General features: G+C 60.2%; 15 protein-coding genes. 9 read left to right on the forward strand and 6 right to left on the reverse strand.

Translation table 11 applies throughout. The features are described from left to right. The 5 genes from KGB07_RS21065 to KGB07_RS21085 all read left to right on the forward strand — a co-directional run. The coding region (locus tag KGB07_RS21065; protein ID WP_223466451.1) for a hypothetical protein at positions 1–191 on the forward strand (191 nt) is incomplete at its 5' end. 185 nt (positions 192–376) lie between these two features. Continuing rightward, a complete protein-coding gene (locus KGB07_RS21070) occupies positions 377–952 on the forward strand; it encodes a hypothetical protein (RefSeq protein WP_046037770.1) in 576 nt (191 codons plus the stop codon). 688 nt (positions 953–1,640) lie between these two features. Continuing rightward, on the forward strand, positions 1,641–2,288 hold the full coding sequence (locus KGB07_RS21075) for a hypothetical protein (protein WP_046037771.1): 648 nt from the start codon (positions 1,641–1,643) through the stop codon (positions 2,286–2,288). Between the two features lie 266 nt (positions 2,289–2,554). Next, on the forward strand, positions 2,555–4,594 hold the full coding sequence (locus tag KGB07_RS21080; protein WP_223466452.1) for an FAD-dependent oxidoreductase: 2,040 nt from the start codon (positions 2,555–2,557) through the stop codon (positions 4,592–4,594). A gap of 83 nt (positions 4,595–4,677) precedes the next feature. After that, entirely contained in the window at positions 4,678–5,604 is a 927-nt protein-coding gene (locus tag KGB07_RS21085; protein WP_223466454.1) for a 1-aminocyclopropane-1-carboxylate deaminase/D-cysteine desulfhydrase, read from the forward strand. A 123-nt stretch (positions 5,605–5,727) separates the two neighbouring features. Here KGB07_RS21085 and KGB07_RS21090 read toward each other — a convergent pair whose 3' ends face one another. The 3 genes from KGB07_RS21090 to KGB07_RS21100 all read right to left on the reverse strand — a co-directional run bounded on the left by KGB07_RS21090 (position 5,728) and on the right by KGB07_RS21100 (position 8,563). Next, on the reverse strand, positions 5,728–6,288 hold the full coding sequence (locus tag KGB07_RS21090) for a cytochrome b (protein WP_046037774.1): 561 nt from the start codon (positions 6,286–6,288) through the stop codon (positions 5,728–5,730). A 182-nt stretch (positions 6,289–6,470) separates the two neighbouring features. Then, positions 6,471–7,298 (reverse strand): phosphonoacetaldehyde hydrolase, encoded by an 828-nt coding sequence (gene phnX / locus KGB07_RS21095; RefSeq protein WP_223466456.1) that lies wholly within the window; start codon positions 7,296–7,298, stop codon positions 6,471–6,473. A 155-nt stretch (positions 7,299–7,453) separates the two neighbouring features. After that, a complete protein-coding gene (locus KGB07_RS21100) occupies positions 7,454–8,563 on the reverse strand; it encodes a 2-aminoethylphosphonate--pyruvate transaminase (RefSeq protein WP_223466458.1) in 1,110 nt (369 codons plus the stop codon). 109 nt (positions 8,564–8,672) lie between these two features. Between KGB07_RS21100 and KGB07_RS21105 the strand changes: the two genes are divergently transcribed. After that, the gene (locus KGB07_RS21105) at positions 8,673–9,536 is read left to right on the forward strand and encodes a LysR substrate-binding domain-containing protein (RefSeq protein WP_223466459.1); all 864 of its coding nucleotides are present in this window, start codon (positions 8,673–8,675) and stop codon (positions 9,534–9,536) included. A gap of 120 nt (positions 9,537–9,656) precedes the next feature. Here KGB07_RS21105 and KGB07_RS21110 read toward each other — a convergent pair whose 3' ends face one another. Further along, positions 9,657–10,529 carry a LysR family transcriptional regulator gene (locus tag KGB07_RS21110; RefSeq protein WP_223466461.1) on the reverse strand — a complete coding sequence of 291 codons (873 nt, stop codon included), beginning with the start codon at positions 10,527–10,529 and terminating at the stop codon, positions 9,657–9,659. A gap of 268 nt (positions 10,530–10,797) precedes the next feature. On the opposite strand from KGB07_RS21110, the gene KGB07_RS21115 reads away from it, so the two are divergent. Next, positions 10,798–12,123, forward strand: a complete 1,326-nt coding sequence (locus KGB07_RS21115) for an MFS transporter (protein WP_046037779.1) — start codon at positions 10,798–10,800, stop codon at positions 12,121–12,123. 70 nt (positions 12,124–12,193) lie between these two features. After that, a complete protein-coding gene (locus KGB07_RS21120; RefSeq protein ID WP_223466463.1) occupies positions 12,194–13,585 on the forward strand; it encodes an FAD-dependent oxidoreductase in 1,392 nt (463 codons plus the stop codon). A gap of 3 nt (positions 13,586–13,588) precedes the next feature. Here KGB07_RS21120 and KGB07_RS21125 read toward each other — a convergent pair whose 3' ends face one another. After that, positions 13,589–15,010: a type VI secretion system Vgr family protein gene (locus KGB07_RS21125; protein WP_223466473.1), complete on the reverse strand. Its 1,422-nt coding sequence runs from the start codon at positions 15,008–15,010 to the stop codon at positions 13,589–13,591. Positions 15,011–15,235: 225 nt separating this feature from the next. Here KGB07_RS21125 and KGB07_RS21130 point away from each other — a divergent pair, with 225 nt between their 5' ends. Beyond that, positions 15,236–15,940: a YebC/PmpR family DNA-binding transcriptional regulator gene (locus KGB07_RS21130; RefSeq protein WP_046037782.1), complete on the forward strand. Its 705-nt coding sequence runs from the start codon at positions 15,236–15,238 to the stop codon at positions 15,938–15,940. 141 nt (positions 15,941–16,081) lie between these two features. Here the strand turns inward: KGB07_RS21130 and KGB07_RS21135 are convergent, their stop codons facing one another. Beyond that, positions 16,082–17,401: a leucine-rich repeat-containing protein kinase family protein gene (locus KGB07_RS21135; RefSeq protein WP_223466464.1), complete on the reverse strand. Its 1,320-nt coding sequence runs from the start codon at positions 17,399–17,401 to the stop codon at positions 16,082–16,084. Positions 17,402–17,448: the final 47 nt, after the last annotated feature.

A 17,448-nucleotide genomic window follows, 5' to 3' on the forward strand; every position in this document is an offset into this window, starting at 1 on the left:
GAGCCAATCCGGCCGGGCAGGACTTGCTCAATATCACGGCGCTGGGGATCAACAGCGCGACGTTCGCTGCCAACGTGACCATAACGGCTAACGGGGCGGACACGGTGGTAGCGATCGGGGCGGACACGATTCACCTGGTTGGTGTCAACAGCGCGGCCGTTGATCAGACGGACTTCCTTATGGCCACTTGAGGTCCTGGCCAGTACTGTCGCAGGGAGCGTGGACAGCAGAGGGGAGGGCAATGGATGCCCTCCCTTTCTCCTTCCATTCAATTGCCCATTAGCTATCGGAGTGCCAGCAGCGTACTGGAACTCATCAAAGCAGGTTGGAACCGAGCTGCGAAATCAAAGAATCAATGGAAAAAGGAAACCCGGCCTTGAACATTTCAGCCATCTGCCTCTTGAGCGGCCTTTTGGTTTCGGTCGCGGCATCTGCTACCAGGGTTAATCCGGTGTTCGACCTGGATTTCACCAGGTCAGCCACGGAAACGCTGAAAAAACTGGACATCAACGACGCTAGTATTGTCGCCATCTCAAGTCCTGCTGCGTTTACGTTCTGCCGAGAAGGATCATCAACGCTCTGGAAGTATCAGGCGCTGGATCTGGAGCAGCAGGCGGTAATCCAGATTGGCCAAAAGCGGTCTTCGGCGGACTACCAGCAAATAACCGTTGTGGAACTCGATAGCGTTGCTTGCGAACAGGATCACCTTATGCCATTGGTCAAACCGGCAATCAGGCATGGACTTGTCCTTGGCTTGATCACCCTGTTTCTATTGGCTGGCCTGCGATATACCTACCGGGCAATCATGCATTGCTGTTATGACCAGGCCGGTTTTTCGAAGCCCGGTTTGCAGCGATTCGGCGAATCCCGGTCAATGCAAAATTCAACGGTAATGGCGTTGCTCGCATGGGGTGTCGTGGCAGCTACGGCATTTGTTTACTTTGGGTTTTGATTATGTTCACAATTAGCGAATATACCGTTTCAAGGTACTAACCATCCGATGTACTTTGAGCGAACGTAGTTCAATTCGCTGACGATTGATTTTGACTTGATTAGTGTCTTGTTTGTTTAAGTTGATTCTGCGTTGCTATCTGCCTGAAAGGGTGGCTGGATCACCGTGAAATCCGAATTTGGAGATTGCTCTGGATGAGAACTGCTCGCTATTGCGCAAGTTATGGGATGTGTAACAACTAGCGGATCCAATATGCAGTTGTCGAAGTGCATGTAATCAAGCAGGCCAGTTACCGTGGGCAATAGCGTAGAAGTTGGCTCATGACTGTCGCTTCGGGCGCACTAGCGCTACGCGCCGTTTGTCGGTGGCTTGTGCGAAAAATGAACATTGTAGCGTCTGTGGCCTCTGATCCTTGAGCTCGTCAGCCATGACCAGCCCCCGCGATTGTAAAAAAAGAAGTGGAAATGGAATCTCAAATGCAGTGAATGCAAATTGGGGATTTTTATCTGAAACTCAGGGAGGTGATAAACCAGCCGGTCATTGATTCGCCAGGCGAGTCAATGAGGTTGCCAGTGCCGAGTCCATGATTTGGCTTATCTTTTAGAAGTAAGGTCGTACAGGGTTTTTAATAATTAAAGATTCTGTCAGGTGGTCGATCCGTACTCTCGAATAAGGTGGAGAAAATACCGTGGCGATAAATACCATTATGAGTCTGCTGGAAAATAAGGAATTCCTGGAGTTTTTACGTCTGGGCGTTATTTACGTTCATTTGGTGGCGTGTTGTGTGGCCATCGGTCTGGTGCTGACCAGTGATGTTGCGATGGTCAGGGATCTTTTAAAACGGAAAGTATTCACTGAGCATGATAATGCTCACATGGAAAGTCTTCAGAAGTCTGTCATCGTTGCACTAATAGCGCTGTGGGTAACGGGTGTCGCTGTTGTCGGTATCGATTACCTGGATAAGGGTGCCGATTACTTTTTGAATCCAAAACTTCAAGCCAAAGTCATTATTGTGGCGTTGCTGACTTACAACGGCATCTTGTTGCATCGCATGGTACTGCCAGCCCTGCAAAAGGCAGGCTCCTTGCTCAATCTCGGATTCAGTGCACGAATGCTGGCGTTGGCCTGCGGGTCGTTGTCGGCAGTGTCCTGGATGTATGCCGCCATGCTGGGTGTCGGGCGCCCTTTGGCCTGGAAGTATTCCCTTTCCGAACTGTTGATGGCTTATCCGGTGCTGATTGTGCTCGGGTTCCTGGCGATGGTGGCGTTGACCCAGCGAGCGAAACAACAGGACGACTATGTTGCGCCTGCGCGGTCAGTAGCAAGCGCATGCTAAGCCGGTTCTGCGCGTAAACCTTGCGGGCTTCTCCAGAGCCCGAAAGGAAGCGGCCTTCTGGTGCAGGTTTCAATCCGGACCTGCACCGCAAGGTCGTTTTTGTTTTAAGTCATTCCCGGTTGCCCAAAGCTGTTGCTCATTTCGATCAATAATTTGTCAGTTACGGTCATTGAGGGATCGCAGCGCGACTCTTAGTCTGTCGAACATGACTGATGGGGGCCACAGAGCTCCTGCACTTTCCGTGATCGCTCGATGTGGAGTTACCGATGACCGCCGCTCAATACCCGCACCTGCTGGCTCCGCTGGACCTGGGTTTCACCACGTTGCGCAACCGCACCCTGATGGGGTCGATGCACACTGGCCTTGAAGAGAAACCGGGTGGCTTCGAGCGCATGGCGGCGTACTTTGCCGAGCGTGCCCGTGGCGGTGTCGGCCTGATGGTCACTGGCGGTATCGGCCCGAACGAAGAGGGTGGCGTGTATTCCGGTGCGGCCAAGCTGACGACCGAAGAAGAGGCGCTCAAGCACCGTATCGTCACCCGTGCCGTGCATGACGCAGGCGGCAAGATCTGCATGCAGATCCTCCATGCCGGTCGTTATGCCTACAGCCCGAAACAGGTTGCCCCCAGCGCGATCCAGGCGCCGATCAACCCGTTCAAGCCAAAAGAGCTGGACGAAGAAGGCATCGAGAAGCAGATCAGCGATTTCGTCACCTGCTCGGTACTGGCGCAAAGCGCCGAGTACGACGGCGTGGAAATCATGGGCTCCGAAGGTTATTTCATTAACCAGTTCCTCGCCGCCCACACCAACCACCGCACCGACCGCTGGGGCGGCAGCTACGAAAACCGTATGCGCCTGCCGGTGGAAATCGTCCGTCGCGTGCGTGAAGCGGTCGGCCCGAACTTCATCATCATCTTCCGCCTGTCGATGCTCGACCTGGTCGAAGGCGGCAGCATCTGGGAAGAGATCGTGCAACTGGCCAAAGCCATCGAGCAGGCCGGTGCAACCATCATCAACACCGGTATCGGCTGGCACGAGGCGCGGATTCCGACCATCGCCACCAAAGTGCCGCGCGCGGCCTTCAGCAAGGTCACGGCCAAGCTGCGTGGTTCGGTCAATATTCCGTTGATCACCACCAACCGTATCAACACCCCGGAAGTGGCCGAGCAGATCCTGGCCGAGGGCGATGCCGACATGGTGTCCATGGCGCGGCCGTTCCTCGCCGACCCGGACTTCGTCAACAAGGCCGCTGAAGGTCGCGCCGATGAAATCAACACCTGCATCGGTTGCAACCAGGCCTGCCTCGACCACACCTTCGGCGGCAAGCTGACCAGTTGCCTGGTCAACCCGCGTGCCTGCCACGAAACCGAACTCAACTATCTGCCGGTGCAGCAGCTGAAGAAAATTGCCGTGGTCGGTGCCGGTCCTGCCGGTTTGTCCGCCGCGACCGTGGCCGCCGAGCGTGGCCATCAGGTGACGCTGTTCGATTCGGCCAGCGAAATTGGCGGTCAGTTCAACATCGCCAAGCGCGTTCCGGGCAAGGAAGAGTTCTTTGAGACCATTCGCTACTTCAACCGCAAGTTGCAGACCACCAACGTCGAGGTGTGCCTGAACACTCGCGTCGACGTGGCCGGGCTGGTCGAAGGCGGCTACGACGAGATCATTCTGGCCACCGGCATTGCGCCGCGCCTGCCGGCCATTCCAGGGGTGGAACACGCCAAGGTGCTGAGTTACCTGGACGTGATCCTGGAGCGCAAAGCGGTGGGCAAGCGTGTCGCGGTGATCGGTGCCGGTGGTATCGGTTTCGACGTCTCCGAGTTCCTGGTGCATGAAGGTGTCGCCACCAGTCAGGATCGCGCCGCGTTCTGGAAGGAGTGGGGTATCGATACGCACCTTGAAGCCCGCGGCGGTGTCGCGGGTATCAAGGCAGCGCCCCATGCGCCGGCCCGCGAGGTATTCCTGCTGCAACGCAAGAAATCCAAGGTCGGCGACGGCCTGGGCAAGACCACCGGCTGGATTCATCGCACCGGTCTGAAGAACAAACAGGTGCAGATGCTCAACAGCGTTGAATACCTGAAGATCGACGACGAAGGCCTGCACATCCGCATCGGCGAAACCGGCGAGCCACAGGTGCTGCCAGTGGACAACATCGTGATTTGCGCCGGGCAGGATCCGCTGCGCGAGTTGCATGACGGCCTGGTGTCGGCGGGGCAGAGCGTGCACCTGATCGGCGGCGCGGATGTCGCGGCAGAGCTGGATGCCAAGCGGGCGATCAATCAGGGTTCGCGATTGGCGGCACAGTTGTAACAGTCAGGTCTGTGGCGAGGGAGCAAGCTCCCTCGCCACAAAGGTGCTGCTAAGATGCCGGATCTTTTCATCGATCCGGCATCATGCTTTCTCCTTCAGACAACTGGCTACCCCAGGCCCCCCTCGAACCCCTTCACCTCGACTGGCTCACTCAAGCCGGCATCGAAGTGGCAATCCTGCGTCTGGATCAGATCGACCCGCTGATCAGCGGCAACAAGTGGTTCAAGCTCATCGAACACCTGAAAACTGCTGACCGCCTGGGTGCCGAAGGCATCATCAGCCTCGGTGGCGCGCACTCCAATCACCTCCACGCGTTGGCGGCGGCGGGCCAGCGCTTCGGTTTTTCCACCGTCGGCCTGTTGCGCGGGCATCCTCAGCAAACCCCGACGGTCAAGGACTTGCAGGCGTTCGGCATGCAGTTGCACTGGCTGGGCTTCGCAGGCTATCGAGCGAGGCATGAAGCGGGTTTCTGGCAACCCTGGCAAACCCGCTACCCGACATTGCATCCGGTGCCTGAAGGGGGAGGCGGCTTGCCTGGCGCCTTGGGTTGCAAGCAACTGCGGGCCAGCGTTTGCGCGCAATTGGAGAGCTTGGGCTGGAGTGACTACGACGGCTGGTGGCTGGCCTGCGGAACCGGCACGACCCTGGCCGGCCTGGTACTGGCCGAAGCGGGGGATCATCCGGTGTTCGGTGCCCTGGCGGTGCCGGATGACCACGGGGTGGCGCAGCAGGTAGAGAGGATCGTGCAGGAAGCGGGTGTGGTCGATGCGGTGTATGAACTGTTCGAAGCCAGTCGCGGCGGGTTTGCCAAGGTAGATCCACGGCTGCTCGACTTTATCGAAAAAACGGAGCAGGTCAGCAGCATTCCCCTGGAACCGCTGTACACCGGCAAGGCACTCATGGCCCTCAAGCAACAAGTCGAGGCGGGCAAGTTTGCCCATGGCACGCGACTGATATTCGTCCACACGGGCGGCTTGCAGGGGCGGCGGGGATTCAATTCACAAACCTGAAACGCACCGCAAATCAATGTGGGAGCGAGCTTGCTCGCGATGGCGGTGTGTCAGTCGACAAATGCGCCGAATGCAATACCCGCATCGCGAGCAAGCTCGCTCCCTCATTGGCATTCATTGGTCTCAGGAGTCACGGTTCACGCTCTTGGGCATCATCCGCAGCAAGGTGTTATCGCCCACCACATAATGGTGATACAGCCCGGCCACGGCATGCAGGCCGATCAGCCAATAGCCGATAGTGCCGCCGAGCTCATGCCAGCCCTGGAGCTGTTTGGCCAGGTCCTTGTTTTCCTCTACCAGCATCGGCAGGTCGACACCGTAGAACATCACCTGATTGCCTTTGGCGCTGGTGACCAGCCAGCCGAGAATCGGCGTGACGATCATGAAAATGTACAGCGCCCAGTGCATCAGCCTGGCCAGCGTCGTTTGCCAGTGCGCCGAGGCCGGGAAGATCTGCGGCGCCGGGCCGAGGCTGCGCGCGAACAATCGCACCCAGACCAGAACGAAAACGGTCAGGCCGAGCATGAAGTGTGATTCGACGATCAGCGTGCGCCCGCCACTGCCCTTGGGAAAGAGCCCGCGAAACTCGATGCAGGCATAAACCAGCACCAGCAGGACCAGCATCAACCAATGCAGCGCGATCGATACGGTGCTGTAGCGCGATTCGGAGTTTTTCCACGGCATACGGTATTCCTCAGAGGTCCGGTTTAAAGCCACCGTTCTTGTCCGACGGTGTGTTCTAACTGTAATCCTGTTTCACCGGGATTGCCTGAGGCGATTGGTCGCTGGATGCTCTGGTTTGGGTAATGGACAGAGAAAAACCTGTGGGAGCAAGCTTGCTCCCACAGGGGTATTACGGGGATTTATCAGCTCGACTGTGGCATGTCGCCCTTGGCCAGGCGCTTGTTGATGTCGGCGATCACTTCCGGCAGATCGGTGATGGTGTCGATCATGTAGTGCGGGCGTGAACCTTCGAACATTGCGTGGATGCGCTTGCGCTCGCTGTCCAGTTGGTCGCTGCCCAAGGCGCGATAACCTTCGTAGTCCAGGCCCAGGGCGTTGCCCGAGCAGATCAGCGCCACGGTCCACATGCCGGCGCGGCGACCCTCGAGAATGCCTGGCACCGTGTCATCGATCTTCACGCACGCGGCAACATCGTCGATGCCCAGGGCGATGACGTTGGCCAGTGCCTGGGCGGGCCATGGGCGACCATTCGGGACTTCGTCGGTGGCGACCACGTGATCGGCGACGTAGCCGTTGGTGGCGGCCAGTTCGACCACTTTGTCCATGACCTGTTTCGGGTAGCCGGAGCAGGAGCCGATCTTGATCCCTTGCTGGCGCAGGTTGGCGATGGTCTCCAGCGCCCCGGGAATCAGCGCCGAGTGTTCGGCGATTTTTTCGATCTGCAGCGGCATGAAGCGTTGGTAAATCGCGGTGACGTCATCGTCGGTCGGCGTGCGGCCGAACACTTTGCGATAACGCTCGGCAACTTCCGGTTGATCGCACAGGGTGCGGATGTGGTCCCATTTGCCCATGCCCATCGGGCCACGGGCTTCTTCGATGGATACCTGGACATCGAACTCGGCGAAGGCCTCGACGAAAATCTGCGTCGGGGCGAAGGAGCCGAAGTCGACCACGGTGCCGGCCCAGTCGAGGATGGCGGCTTGCAGTTTGGTTGGGTTGGAGTAGTTCATGGTGATCTGAGTCCTGTAATAAATGGCTATCTAGGAAAGCGGTTCTTTGTAGGAGCGAACCTGCTCACGATTGCGGGCTGTCATTCAACATCGGTGTCGACTGGTCTGGCCTCATCGCGAGCAGGCTCGCTCCTACAGGGGAATTGCGGTGTGGATCAGATTTCCAGCACTTCCATTTCACGCAACACTTCAGCAATCGCCGCCACGGCTTCGCGCATTTCGACGGGTTGGACATGACCGATGCAGCCGACGCGGAAGGTTTCGACCTGGGTCAGTTTGCCGGGGTAGAGGATGTAGCCCTTGGCCTTGACCCGCTCGTAGAATTCCTTGAATGCGTAGCGCGGATCTTTCGGGGCGTGGAAGGTGGCGATGATCGGCGCCTGAATCGCCGCCGGCAGGAAGCTGCGCAGCCCCAGTTTGCCCATCCCTTCCATCAATGCCTGGCAGTTGGCGGCGTAGCGTTCGTGCCGCGCTGGCAAGCCGCCTTCTTCGTTGTATTGCAGCAGGGCTTCGTGTAGTGCGGCGACCACATGGGTCGGCGGGGTGAAGCGCCACTGGCCGGTCTTGGCCATGTAGGCGTGCTGGTCCTGCAAGTCCATCGCCAGCGAATGCGAGTTGCCGGCGGCGCTGGCCAGGGATTCTTTGCGAGCGAAGACAAAACCCATGCCCGGCACGCCTTCCAGGCATTTGCCCGAGGCGGCGATCAGTGCATCGAACGGCACTTGCTGAGCATCCACTGGCAGGGCGCCGAAGGAGCTCATGGCGTCGATGATCAGGCGCTTGCCGTGTTCTGCAACGACCTGGGCGATCTGTGGCAGCGGGTTGAGGATGCCGGTGCTGGTTTCGCAGTGAATCAGGGCAACGTGGGTGATGTCTTGATCGGCACGCAACAAGCGGTCGACGTCGGCGGCGGTGGTCGGCTCGTCTTCGGCGGTTTCGAAAGTGCTGAAGGAGCGACCCAGCACTTCGCAGATTTTCGCCAGGCGTTTGCCGTAGGCGCCGTTGATCAGTACCAGAATCTTGCCGTCCCGAGGCACCAGCGTGCCGATCGCTGCCTCGACCGCGAAGGTGCCGCTGCCTTGCAGGGGCACGCAGTGGTGGGTGGTGGCGCCGTTGATGATTGCCAGCAGTTGCTCGCAGAGGCTGGCGGTCAGTTGATTGAAGCGGTCATCCCATGAACCCCAGTCAACCATCATTGCCTGACGGGTGCGGGCCGACGTGGTCAACGGGCCGGGGGTGAGCAGGATGGGTTCGGCAGTACTCATTCTCGTGTCCTCGCAATCGATGGGATGAAGCTACGGGGCTTAAATTGCAATTTGCCAAGTTATCAATCAAATTGTTTGTTGTTATGCCAGCCATCAGTGAGGGTTATTCATGAACCTGTTCCAGCTCCGCGCCTTCGATGCCGTGGCCCGGGAAGGCAGCTTTACCCGGGCGGCGGCGCGGCTGTTCATCAGCCAGCCGGCGGTCACCGGGCACATCAAGGCCCTGGAGGAGCACTACCAGATCACCCTGCTGCGCCGCACCGCCCGACGGGTGGAACTGACGGAAGAGGGCACCAAACTGGCGGCAATCACCCGGGCGATGTTCGGCCTGGCCGAAGAGGCGCAGGTGATGCTCGAAGCCAACCGGCAATTGCTGACCGGGCGCCTGGAGGTGGCGGCGGACGGTCCGCACATGGTCATGCCGATGCTCGCCAGCCTGCGGGCGCGCTATCCGGGGATCACGGTGAACCTGCGCCTGGGCAACGCCCAGGAAACCTTGGCGGCGCTGGTGTCCGAACATGCCGACGTGGCGGTGCTGACCGAGGTCGAGCCGCGCAAGGGCTTGCATCTGCAGGCGCTGAACGAATCACGGATTTGCGCGCTGGTACCCGACGGGCATCCTTGGGCGCAGAAAACCAAAGGCGTGCAGCTCAAGGAACTGGATCAGGTGATCATGGTGCTGCGCGAACCGAGCTCGATTACCCGGCGCACCTTCGATGAGGCTTGCGCCCAGGCCAAGGTCAATCCACGGGTGTTGCTGGAACTGGACAGCCGCGAAGCGGTGACCGAGGCGGTGGCCGCCGAACTGGGGGTGGGGGTGGTGTCGTCGGTGGAGGTCAGCCACGATCCGCGGGTGGCTGCGGTGCCGATCATTGGTGAGGGGTTGGTGAATCGACACATGATGGGGTGCATGGAGCGGCGGCGGGATTTGCGCTTGATTCAGGCGTTTTTCGGGTTGGCGCCAGGCAGGTAGACCGAGTTGCCTGCATCGCGAGCAAGCTCGCTCCCACAGGGATTTATGCAGGTTCGCCGATTTTGTGTACGGCCCAATACCTGTGGGAGCGTGGCTTGCCCGCGATGACGTCGGACCTGCCTACCCAAGGCTCTCGCGCACCATCTCCAGAAAGGTCGCCACCACCCGCCGAGAACTCTGCTCGCGCAAGCACACCAGGGTTTCAGTCAACCGTCGCTTGCAATCGATAATCGGCAACGCACACACCCGCGAATCCGCACCAAACTCGGCAGCCGACACCACGCCCACCCCAATCCCCACAACCACCGCCTCCCGCGCTGCCTCCCGACCTTCAACCTGAATCGCCGGGCGAATGCGGAACCCGGCGCCGGCCATTTCCTCCTCCAGCGTCTGCCGGGTCACCGAACCGATTTCCCGCAACACCAGCGGCGTGTCGTCGAGGTCGGCAAGGGTGATGGATTCGCGTTCGGCCCACGGATGATTGCGCGACACGAATGCCACCATCGGATCGTTACGCAGGGGCAGCGACATCAGGCGTTCATCGCTGACGTCACGGCCCAGCAACGCCAGGTCGGCCTGATAGTTGAACAGTCGGAACAGCGATTCATCGGTGTTGCCGGTTTCGATCTTCACGCTGATGCCGGGGTAGCGCTCGCAGAATCGGGCGATCTGCGGCAGCACGTGGACCGGTGCATCCACCGCCAGAATCAGGCTGCCGGTCTGCAAGGCCTGGGAGTCCTGGAGCAGTTCCTGGGCCTCGGCTTCAATGACGAACAGTTTCTGGGTCACGCCGAGCAAGCGCTCGCCCAGATCGGTCAGGCGCACCGAGCGCTTGTTGCGGTGAAACAGCAAAACCCCGTAGCGCTCTTCGAGTTTGCGCACCTGGTCGGAAATCGCCGGTTGCGTCAGAAACAGGCGTTCGGCGGCCTTGGTAAAGCTTCCATGGACCGCCACGGCATGGAAAGCTTTGAGCTGGGCGTGGGACACCGACATGGGAATCTCCAGTAACAAGCTGAGCTTATATTTGAAATACGATAAATCGATTTCACTTATTAATCAGTAATTGTTTTTATCCACCTCAGCCCCGGTGACTGATCAGTCGAACAGCAGCGGGTGCCATGAGCCTGTGCGTGCAACAGCAGGACTCATCTGACCGGTATCCGCCGTAGGGACAGGGCGATATCGAAGTGCTCAACAATAAAAAAACAGGCGTTTTCTTCCAATTCTGCCGGCACACTCACACCCTGAGGTCAGAACCACAATGAACAAGCACATCGGCACCATCAAGCGTTGGCGCGTGCAGATCTTCGCGATCACCTGGCTCGCCTACGCCGCCTTCTACTTCACCCGCAAAGCCTTCTCGGTCGCCAAACTCGGTATTGGCGAAGACCCGACCTTCATGCTCGACAAAATGGCCATGGCCAACCTCGACGCCATCTACCTGACGGCCTACGCCGTCGGTCAATTCACCTGGGGCATCCTGGCCGACCGCTTCGGGCCGCGGGTGGTGGTGCTCGGCGGGTTGCTGATTTCCGCCGCCGCGGCGCTGGTGATGGGCAACTTCGCAACGTTACCGATTTTCGCTACCTGCATGCTGATACAAGGCCTGGCGCAGTCCACCGGTTGGTCGGGACTGTGCAAGAACCTCGGCAGCTTCTTTCCCTCCGAGCAACGCGGACGGGTATTGGGACTGTGGAGTTCCTGCTACGCCTTTGGTGGTCTGGTAGCCTCGCCGTTTGCCGGCTGGTGGGCGTACACGCTCATCGGCAGCTGGCATGCGGCGTTCATTTCCAGTGCGGCGGTGGTTGGGCTGGTCGCCGTGCTGTTTTTTATTTTCCAACGCAACAAACCGGAAGACGTCGGCTTGCCGGCGGTGGAGCCGGAACCTGAGCTGACCGCCGAAGAGGCTGACGCTCAAAGCAAAATCAGCATGTGGGAGCCGTTGAAGGAAATCCTGCGCAACCGCACGGTGCTGGTGCTGGGATTGGCGTACTTCATGCTCAAGCCGGCGCGCTACGCGATTCTGCTGTGGGGGCCGGTGATCGTCTTCGAACAGATGCCTTCGGTGGGCAAGGTCGGTGCGGCGATCATTCCGACCTCGTTTGAACTGGCCGGGTTGCTCGGGCCGATCCTGATTGGCCTCGCCTCGGACAAACTGTTCGGCGCCCGGCGCATGCCGGCCTGTGTGATCAGTCTGTTGGCATTGACCGTGTCCCTGGCGTTTTTCATGGGCGCCCTGCATACCGGCAGCGTGCTGCTGGTGGTGGCGCTGCTGTTCGTCATGGGCCTGACCCTCTACGGACCGGACTCGATGATCAGCGGCTCGGCCGCCATCGACTTCGGCACCGCCAAGGCCGGCGCCACGGCAGCCGGTTTTGTCAACGGCTGCGGCTCGGTCGGGGCGATTCTCGGCGGGCTGCTGCCGGGCTACTTCGACACCGTTACCGTGTTCATCGTCTTCGCCGGCTGCGCCATGTTCTCGGCACTGGTGTTGATCCCGCACTGGAACAGCCGCCCCGGTGGCTTGGGTACCCACTTCGCCTACGTGCCCAATCAAGCGATGACCATCAAACCCCTGCGTACCTGAATCCAGCCCCTCGTCGCCTGCTGCACCTGCGGCAGGCCGGCGTGTGGGCCACTGACCGGAGATTGACCCCATGAGACCCTTTTGGCTGGACCAGGCCTTGAAGGCTGATACATCCGAAACCTGTCCGCCACTGGAAGGCGACACCCGCGCCGACGTGTGTATCGTCGGCGGTGGTTACACCGGGTTGTGGACCGCGATCATGCTCAAGGAGCAGAACCCCGAGCTGGATGTGCTGCTGATCGAAGCGGATATCTGCGGCGCCGGGGCCAGTGGACGCAACGGCGGTTGTGCGTTGTCGTGGTCGGCCAAGTATTTCACCCTCGAACGTTTGTTCGGCGTCGAAGAAGCCGTGCGACTGGTCAAGGAGTCCGAGCGCAGCATCCATGCCATCGGTGCCTTCTGCGAACAGTATGGGGTGGACGCCGATTACCGCCTCGATGGCACCCTCTACACCGCGACCAATCGCGCTCAGGTCGGCTCGACTGACGCTGTGATCGCGGCGCTGGAGCGCAACGGCATCAACTCGTTCACCCAGCGGCCGGTGGCCGATGTGCAGCGCATGGCCGGCTCCAGCAAACACCTGGAAGGCTGGTTTTCCCCGGCCGCGGCCAGTGTGCAACCGGGCAAGCTGGTGCGTGGCTTGCGCCGGGTAGCCCTGCAATTGGGGGTGAAGATTCATGAAAACACCGCGATGACCGGGTTGGAGGAGGGTCGGCCGGCGGGCATTCAAACCCGCAACGGCACGATTCGCGCCGACCGCGTGGTGCTGGCGATGAACGCCTGGATGGCCCGGGCGTTCCCGCAGTTCGAGCGCAGCGTGGCGATTGTTTCCAGCGACATGCTGATCACCGAGCCACGGCCGGATTTGCTCGACGAAATCGGCTTGACCAGCGGCGTCACGGTGCTCGATTCGCGGATTTTCGTGCACTACTACCACAACACCCCGGACGGCCGGATCATGCTCGGCAAGGGCGGCAATACCTTCGCCTATGGCGGGCGCATGCTACCGGTGTTCGATCAGCCATCGCCTTACGCCGCTTTATTGCAGAACAGCCTGACGGATTTCTTCCCGGCATTTGCCGACGTCAAGGTCGAAGCGACCTGGAATGGTCCGTCGGATCGTTCAGTGACCGGGCTGCCGTTTTTCGGGCAGATGAGCGCCAGTGGCAATGTGTTCTACGGTTTTGGCTATTCCGGCAGCGGTGTCGGGCCCTGCCATATGGGTGGGCAGATTCTGGCGTCGATGGTCCAGGGCCTGGACAACCCCTGGACCCGCTCGCCGCTGGTCAACGGACCGCTGGGGTTTTTCCCGCCGGAGCCGATTCGCTACATCGGCTCGCTGATGGTGCGCAACGCCATCCGTCGCAAGGAGCACGCGGAGGATCACGGGCGTCGACCACGGCATCTGGACGTGCACCTGGCGAAATTCGCCGCCGCAGCCGGCAAGGCTGACAAGGGCTGAGCGTCAGTGCGCAAGGTCCGAGCGGTTGAGCAGCCAGTCGAACAGCAGGCGGGTATCGCCACGGGGCTCACGCGGGCGAGGGCGGTGAGCTTGTGGCCGAGGGCCCAGGGCCGTACAAAGCACCGGGCGATCCGGGTCACTGTCGAGGAAAATCACCAGTACCTCACTGCCAGCCACGGGCAAGCGGGCCGGATCGATCCATTCCTCGGCGGTGGTCAGCGCCAGCGGTAGCCACAGGCCGTCGGCCCCCTCTGCGGCTGATGGTGTGACGGGCCAGAGGCTCACCTGAACCCTGCCCTCCTCGTCCACTGTCGCCGGTTGCCCGACCGGGCCGCACACCCGGCCGGGCTGATACCCGGGGATACTCGGCCTGGGTTGTTTGAGCGTTGGCCTGAACACCGTCGACCAGGGGATGGCGCTGAATTTATTGCGGTAACCCGGGGCCATGTCGGGTGTGTCATCGAGCAGAATGGATGAATGACGGCCCTGATGGCAGATTTCGGTAACCAGCCATTGATCATTGAAATTCGCCAGCGGGTGTTCGGCCACCTGCAGGATCCGGCCACTGCGTAATGCCCCCTGGTTACTTTGACCGTGGATCTGCAGGTGTCGGCAGCGCAGGCGTTCCAGTTGTCGACGGCTGAGCTGGTCGCGATGTTGTTGTTCACGAGCGGGACAGTGCCTCGCCGTGGCGAAGGGGTGATTGGCTGCGCCTTCGCTGATGTCCGCTGCACCCGGATTCCGGGTGCCTGGGCGCACGGTTGAGAGCGGAGCGTCATGACGCTGGAACAGTTCGCTGATCACAGGTTCCTGGTGTTCGCCGGGGGCGTCGCTGCTCATCGACATGAGCAGTGGTTCCTGGGGAAAACTCAGGCAGTCATCGGCCAGCACCAGCACATGGCCGTCGCGTTGATGCTCGAAGTGATAGTGGATGCCTTCTTCCTCGCACAGCCGCTGCAGAAGCGCCAGGTCGGTTTCTTCGTACTGAATGCAAAAAGGTCGCAGGGGATAGTGCCCGGTTGCCAGTTCAAAGCGATAGCTGCCGGCGGGCAACCCATGCTCCTCCAGTAATTGACGCAGGATCATGGGCACGCTGGCGCGCTGGAAAATACGTCGGCATCGTTGCTGTTCCAGCGCCTGGACGCGGGGCATCAGCACCAGTTTGTAAGCGACCCGGTGTCCGCTTCGATGTTCACAACTGGCGCTGTGCAGCACGCCATGAATGCCTTGGTCGTGGCTGAACTCGAGGAACGCCGGTTGGTGCAGTAATCGCCCAAGGTTCAGGGCCGGTGCCAGCCCGATCACCTCGATGTCGAATCGATAGGACTGGTTGAGAGCTTCATGACCACTGAACCGGACCACCTGGAAGCTCAGGTCGTCGTCCAGAAGCGTCAGGGTGGTGGGACTTTCCTTGTCGTTGTGCATCGAATGCGCTACCGCCGTGGAGTAGGGTGCAAAGCGTACGAAACCCCGGCGCATTGCGGGCACGGTAAAGCGACATTTCCGAATCGCCCTACAACCGCTGGTGAAGATGTCGATGCAAGTAGGGATTTTTTGGTCGATTGCCAACTTTAGGCCGTATAAACTTGCACAAAGCGTCGGCCAATAGATGTCTCGGCGCCACAGATGCCACAGATAAGAGAGTGAGAAATGGGCGCACAGTGGAAGGTTAAACACAAAGAAGCGGCAGCCAATGCCAAGGGCAAGATCTTCGGCAAACTGGTGAAGGAAATCACCATTGCTGCGCGCAACGGCGCTGATATTACTACCAACGCGCACTTGCGCCTGGTGGTTGAACAGGCCAAGAAAGCTTCGATGCCCAAGGAAACACTGGATCGCGCCATCAAGAAGGGCGCGGGCCTGCTGGGCGAAACCGTGCAATACCATCGCGTGACCTATGAAGGGTTCGCCCCGCATCAGGTACCGTTGATCGTTGAGTGCGTGACCGACAACATCAATCGCACCGTCGCCGAGATCCGCGTAGCGTTCCGCAAGGGCCAGCTGGGGGCTTCCGGTTCGGTGGCCTGGGACTTCAACCATGTCGGCATGATCGAGGCGTCGCCGGACACCCCGGACGCCGATCCGGAAATGGCCGCCATCGAAGCCGGTGCACAGGATTTCGAGCCGGGTGAAGAGGGTGCAACCCTGTTCCTGACCGAGCCGACCGACCTCGACGCGGTACAGAAAGCCCTGCCGGAACAAGGCTTCACCGTGCTGTCGGCCAAACTGGGCTACCAGCCGAAAAACCCGGTCAGCGGCCTGAGCGATGAGCAGATGGCGGAAGTCGAAGCGTTCCTCGAAGGCCTCGATAACCATGACGACGTGCAGGATATGTTTGTCGGCTTGGCGGGTTGATCGAACTGGCCTAGGTCTGACTTGTGGTGAGGGGGCTTGCCCCCGTTGGACGGCGAAGCCGTCCCAAAAGCGACGGCTGCTGCGCAACCGAACGGGGCGGTTCGGCGTTCCGACAAGCCCCCTCGCCACATTGTTTTGTATTTACAGTTTGAATTCAGCTAATTCCTGAACAACTCCATCAAACCCAGGCCGCTCCAGCACCTGCGGCTGGCAGCAACGCCGCTTCAGATCCTCCAGCACCCCACGCAGTTCATCGCTCAACCCCGAGTCGATTCGCGCCAGCAATTCCCCCAGCAGCACCCCGAATGCCCGCACCTCGATCCGTTGCAAGGCACGGCTTTCCAGGCTGTCGGAAATCTCGTGGAACGATGCCGCGCCAAAATCCCCCAGCAAGCAATCGCCCTGCTCATTCCACAGAATATTGTGCCCGTAGAGGTCGCCATGGGTAATGCCGTGGTTGTGCAGGTGTTCGGCCACCGAGGCAATGCCCGAGGCAATGCGCAACGCCACCGAGGCACTGAAACGCAAGTCATCGGCATAAATGTCGCGGCTGCACGACGCCAGGCTCGGCAGGCTCGCGAGGTTGAGAAAACTCGGCGGGATCAACTGCATGACCAGCCCGGCGGTTTGTTGCGGGTGATCGACAATCTGCCCTTCGACGCGAATCAGGTTCGGGTGCAGCCCGGCGGTGATGCAGGCGTTCATCTCGTGCAGTGGCGAGCCATCGCTGGTCATTTCGCCCTTGTAGAGCTTCACCGCGACTGGCGTGGCCGGTTGGTCGGCCAGTTGCCAGACGGCCTGATGAATCACCCCGGACGCCCCTTCGCCGAGTTTTTTCTCCAGGTGCAATGCCGACCAGTCAATGCGCGGTGTGGTGTCGAGGGCGGCGGCATCGGCTTCGGTTTCCAGCGGATTGCCGGCGTAGGCCAGCCAGGTCAGGCTCGGCAGCGTCAGCAGCCATTGTGGCAAGTCGGTGAACTGGTTGGCGGCGATGCGGATCAGCTCCAGCCGATGACAATTGCGCATCGACTCCGGCAGCGCCTGCAGGCGGTTACCGGCAAGCATGAGTTTTTGCAGGTATGGCCGCTCTCCCAACTCGCTTGGCAGCGTCTCGATGCAATTGTCGGTGAGGATCAGCCAGCGCAGTAGCGGTGGGAGTGCCGCGGCGGGCACCTGGGCGATGCGGTTGGCCTTGAAGCCGATCATCGTCAGTGCGGCGCATTGGCCAACACAGGCCGGCAACTCGGTGAAACGGTTATCGGAGCAGAACAGCACGCGCAAACGGGTCAGGCGATGCAAATCCTCTGGCAGCGCGCTCAGGGCATTGCCGCTGAGGTTGAGCACCTCCAGCGAATCCGCCAGGTCGAAGATCTCCCGGGGAAACTCGGTCAGTCCTTCAACCAGATCCAGCCGCGTGATGCCCGACAACTCGCCGGCGCGCAATTGAGCAAGGGTATGCATGAACAGATTCGCCATTAACCAAGGGGAGGGCGCGGGGCCCTGGAAAT

It is taken from the genome of Pseudomonas sp. GL-RE-26 (assembly GCF_019956275.1).
Taxonomy (GTDB): Bacteria; Pseudomonadota; Gammaproteobacteria; order Pseudomonadales; family Pseudomonadaceae; genus Aquipseudomonas; species Aquipseudomonas grandcourensis.

Excerpts from the sequence above, each read along its gene's own strand:
- KGB07_RS21125 (WP_223466473.1), bottom strand. The coding sequence starts at position 15,010 with ATGCACAACGACAAGGAAAGTCCCACCACCCTGACGCTTCTGGACGAC.
- KGB07_RS21130 (WP_046037782.1), top strand. The coding sequence starts at position 15,236 with ATGGGCGCACAGTGGAAGGTTAAACACAAAGAAGCGGCAGCCAATGCC.
- KGB07_RS21080 (WP_223466452.1), top strand. The coding sequence starts at position 2,555 with ATGACCGCCGCTCAATACCCGCACCTGCTGGCTCCGCTGGACCTGGGT.
- KGB07_RS21135 (WP_223466464.1), bottom strand. The coding sequence starts at position 17,401 with ATGCATACCCTTGCTCAATTGCGCGCCGGCGAGTTGTCGGGCATCACG.
- phnX (WP_223466456.1), bottom strand. The coding sequence starts at position 7,298 with ATGAACTACTCCAACCCAACCAAACTGCAAGCCGCCATCCTCGACTGG.
- KGB07_RS21120 (WP_223466463.1), top strand. The coding sequence starts at position 12,194 with ATGAGACCCTTTTGGCTGGACCAGGCCTTGAAGGCTGATACATCCGAA.
- KGB07_RS21100 (WP_223466458.1), bottom strand. The coding sequence starts at position 8,563 with ATGAGTACTGCCGAACCCATCCTGCTCACCCCCGGCCCGTTGACCACG.
- KGB07_RS21085 (WP_223466454.1), top strand. The coding sequence starts at position 4,678 with ATGCTTTCTCCTTCAGACAACTGGCTACCCCAGGCCCCCCTCGAACCC.
- KGB07_RS21090 (WP_046037774.1), bottom strand. The coding sequence starts at position 6,288 with ATGCCGTGGAAAAACTCCGAATCGCGCTACAGCACCGTATCGATCGCG.
- KGB07_RS21115 (WP_046037779.1), top strand. The coding sequence starts at position 10,798 with ATGAACAAGCACATCGGCACCATCAAGCGTTGGCGCGTGCAGATCTTC.
- KGB07_RS21110 (WP_223466461.1), bottom strand. The coding sequence starts at position 10,529 with ATGTCGGTGTCCCACGCCCAGCTCAAAGCTTTCCATGCCGTGGCGGTC.
- KGB07_RS21105 (WP_223466459.1), top strand. The coding sequence starts at position 8,673 with ATGAACCTGTTCCAGCTCCGCGCCTTCGATGCCGTGGCCCGGGAAGGC.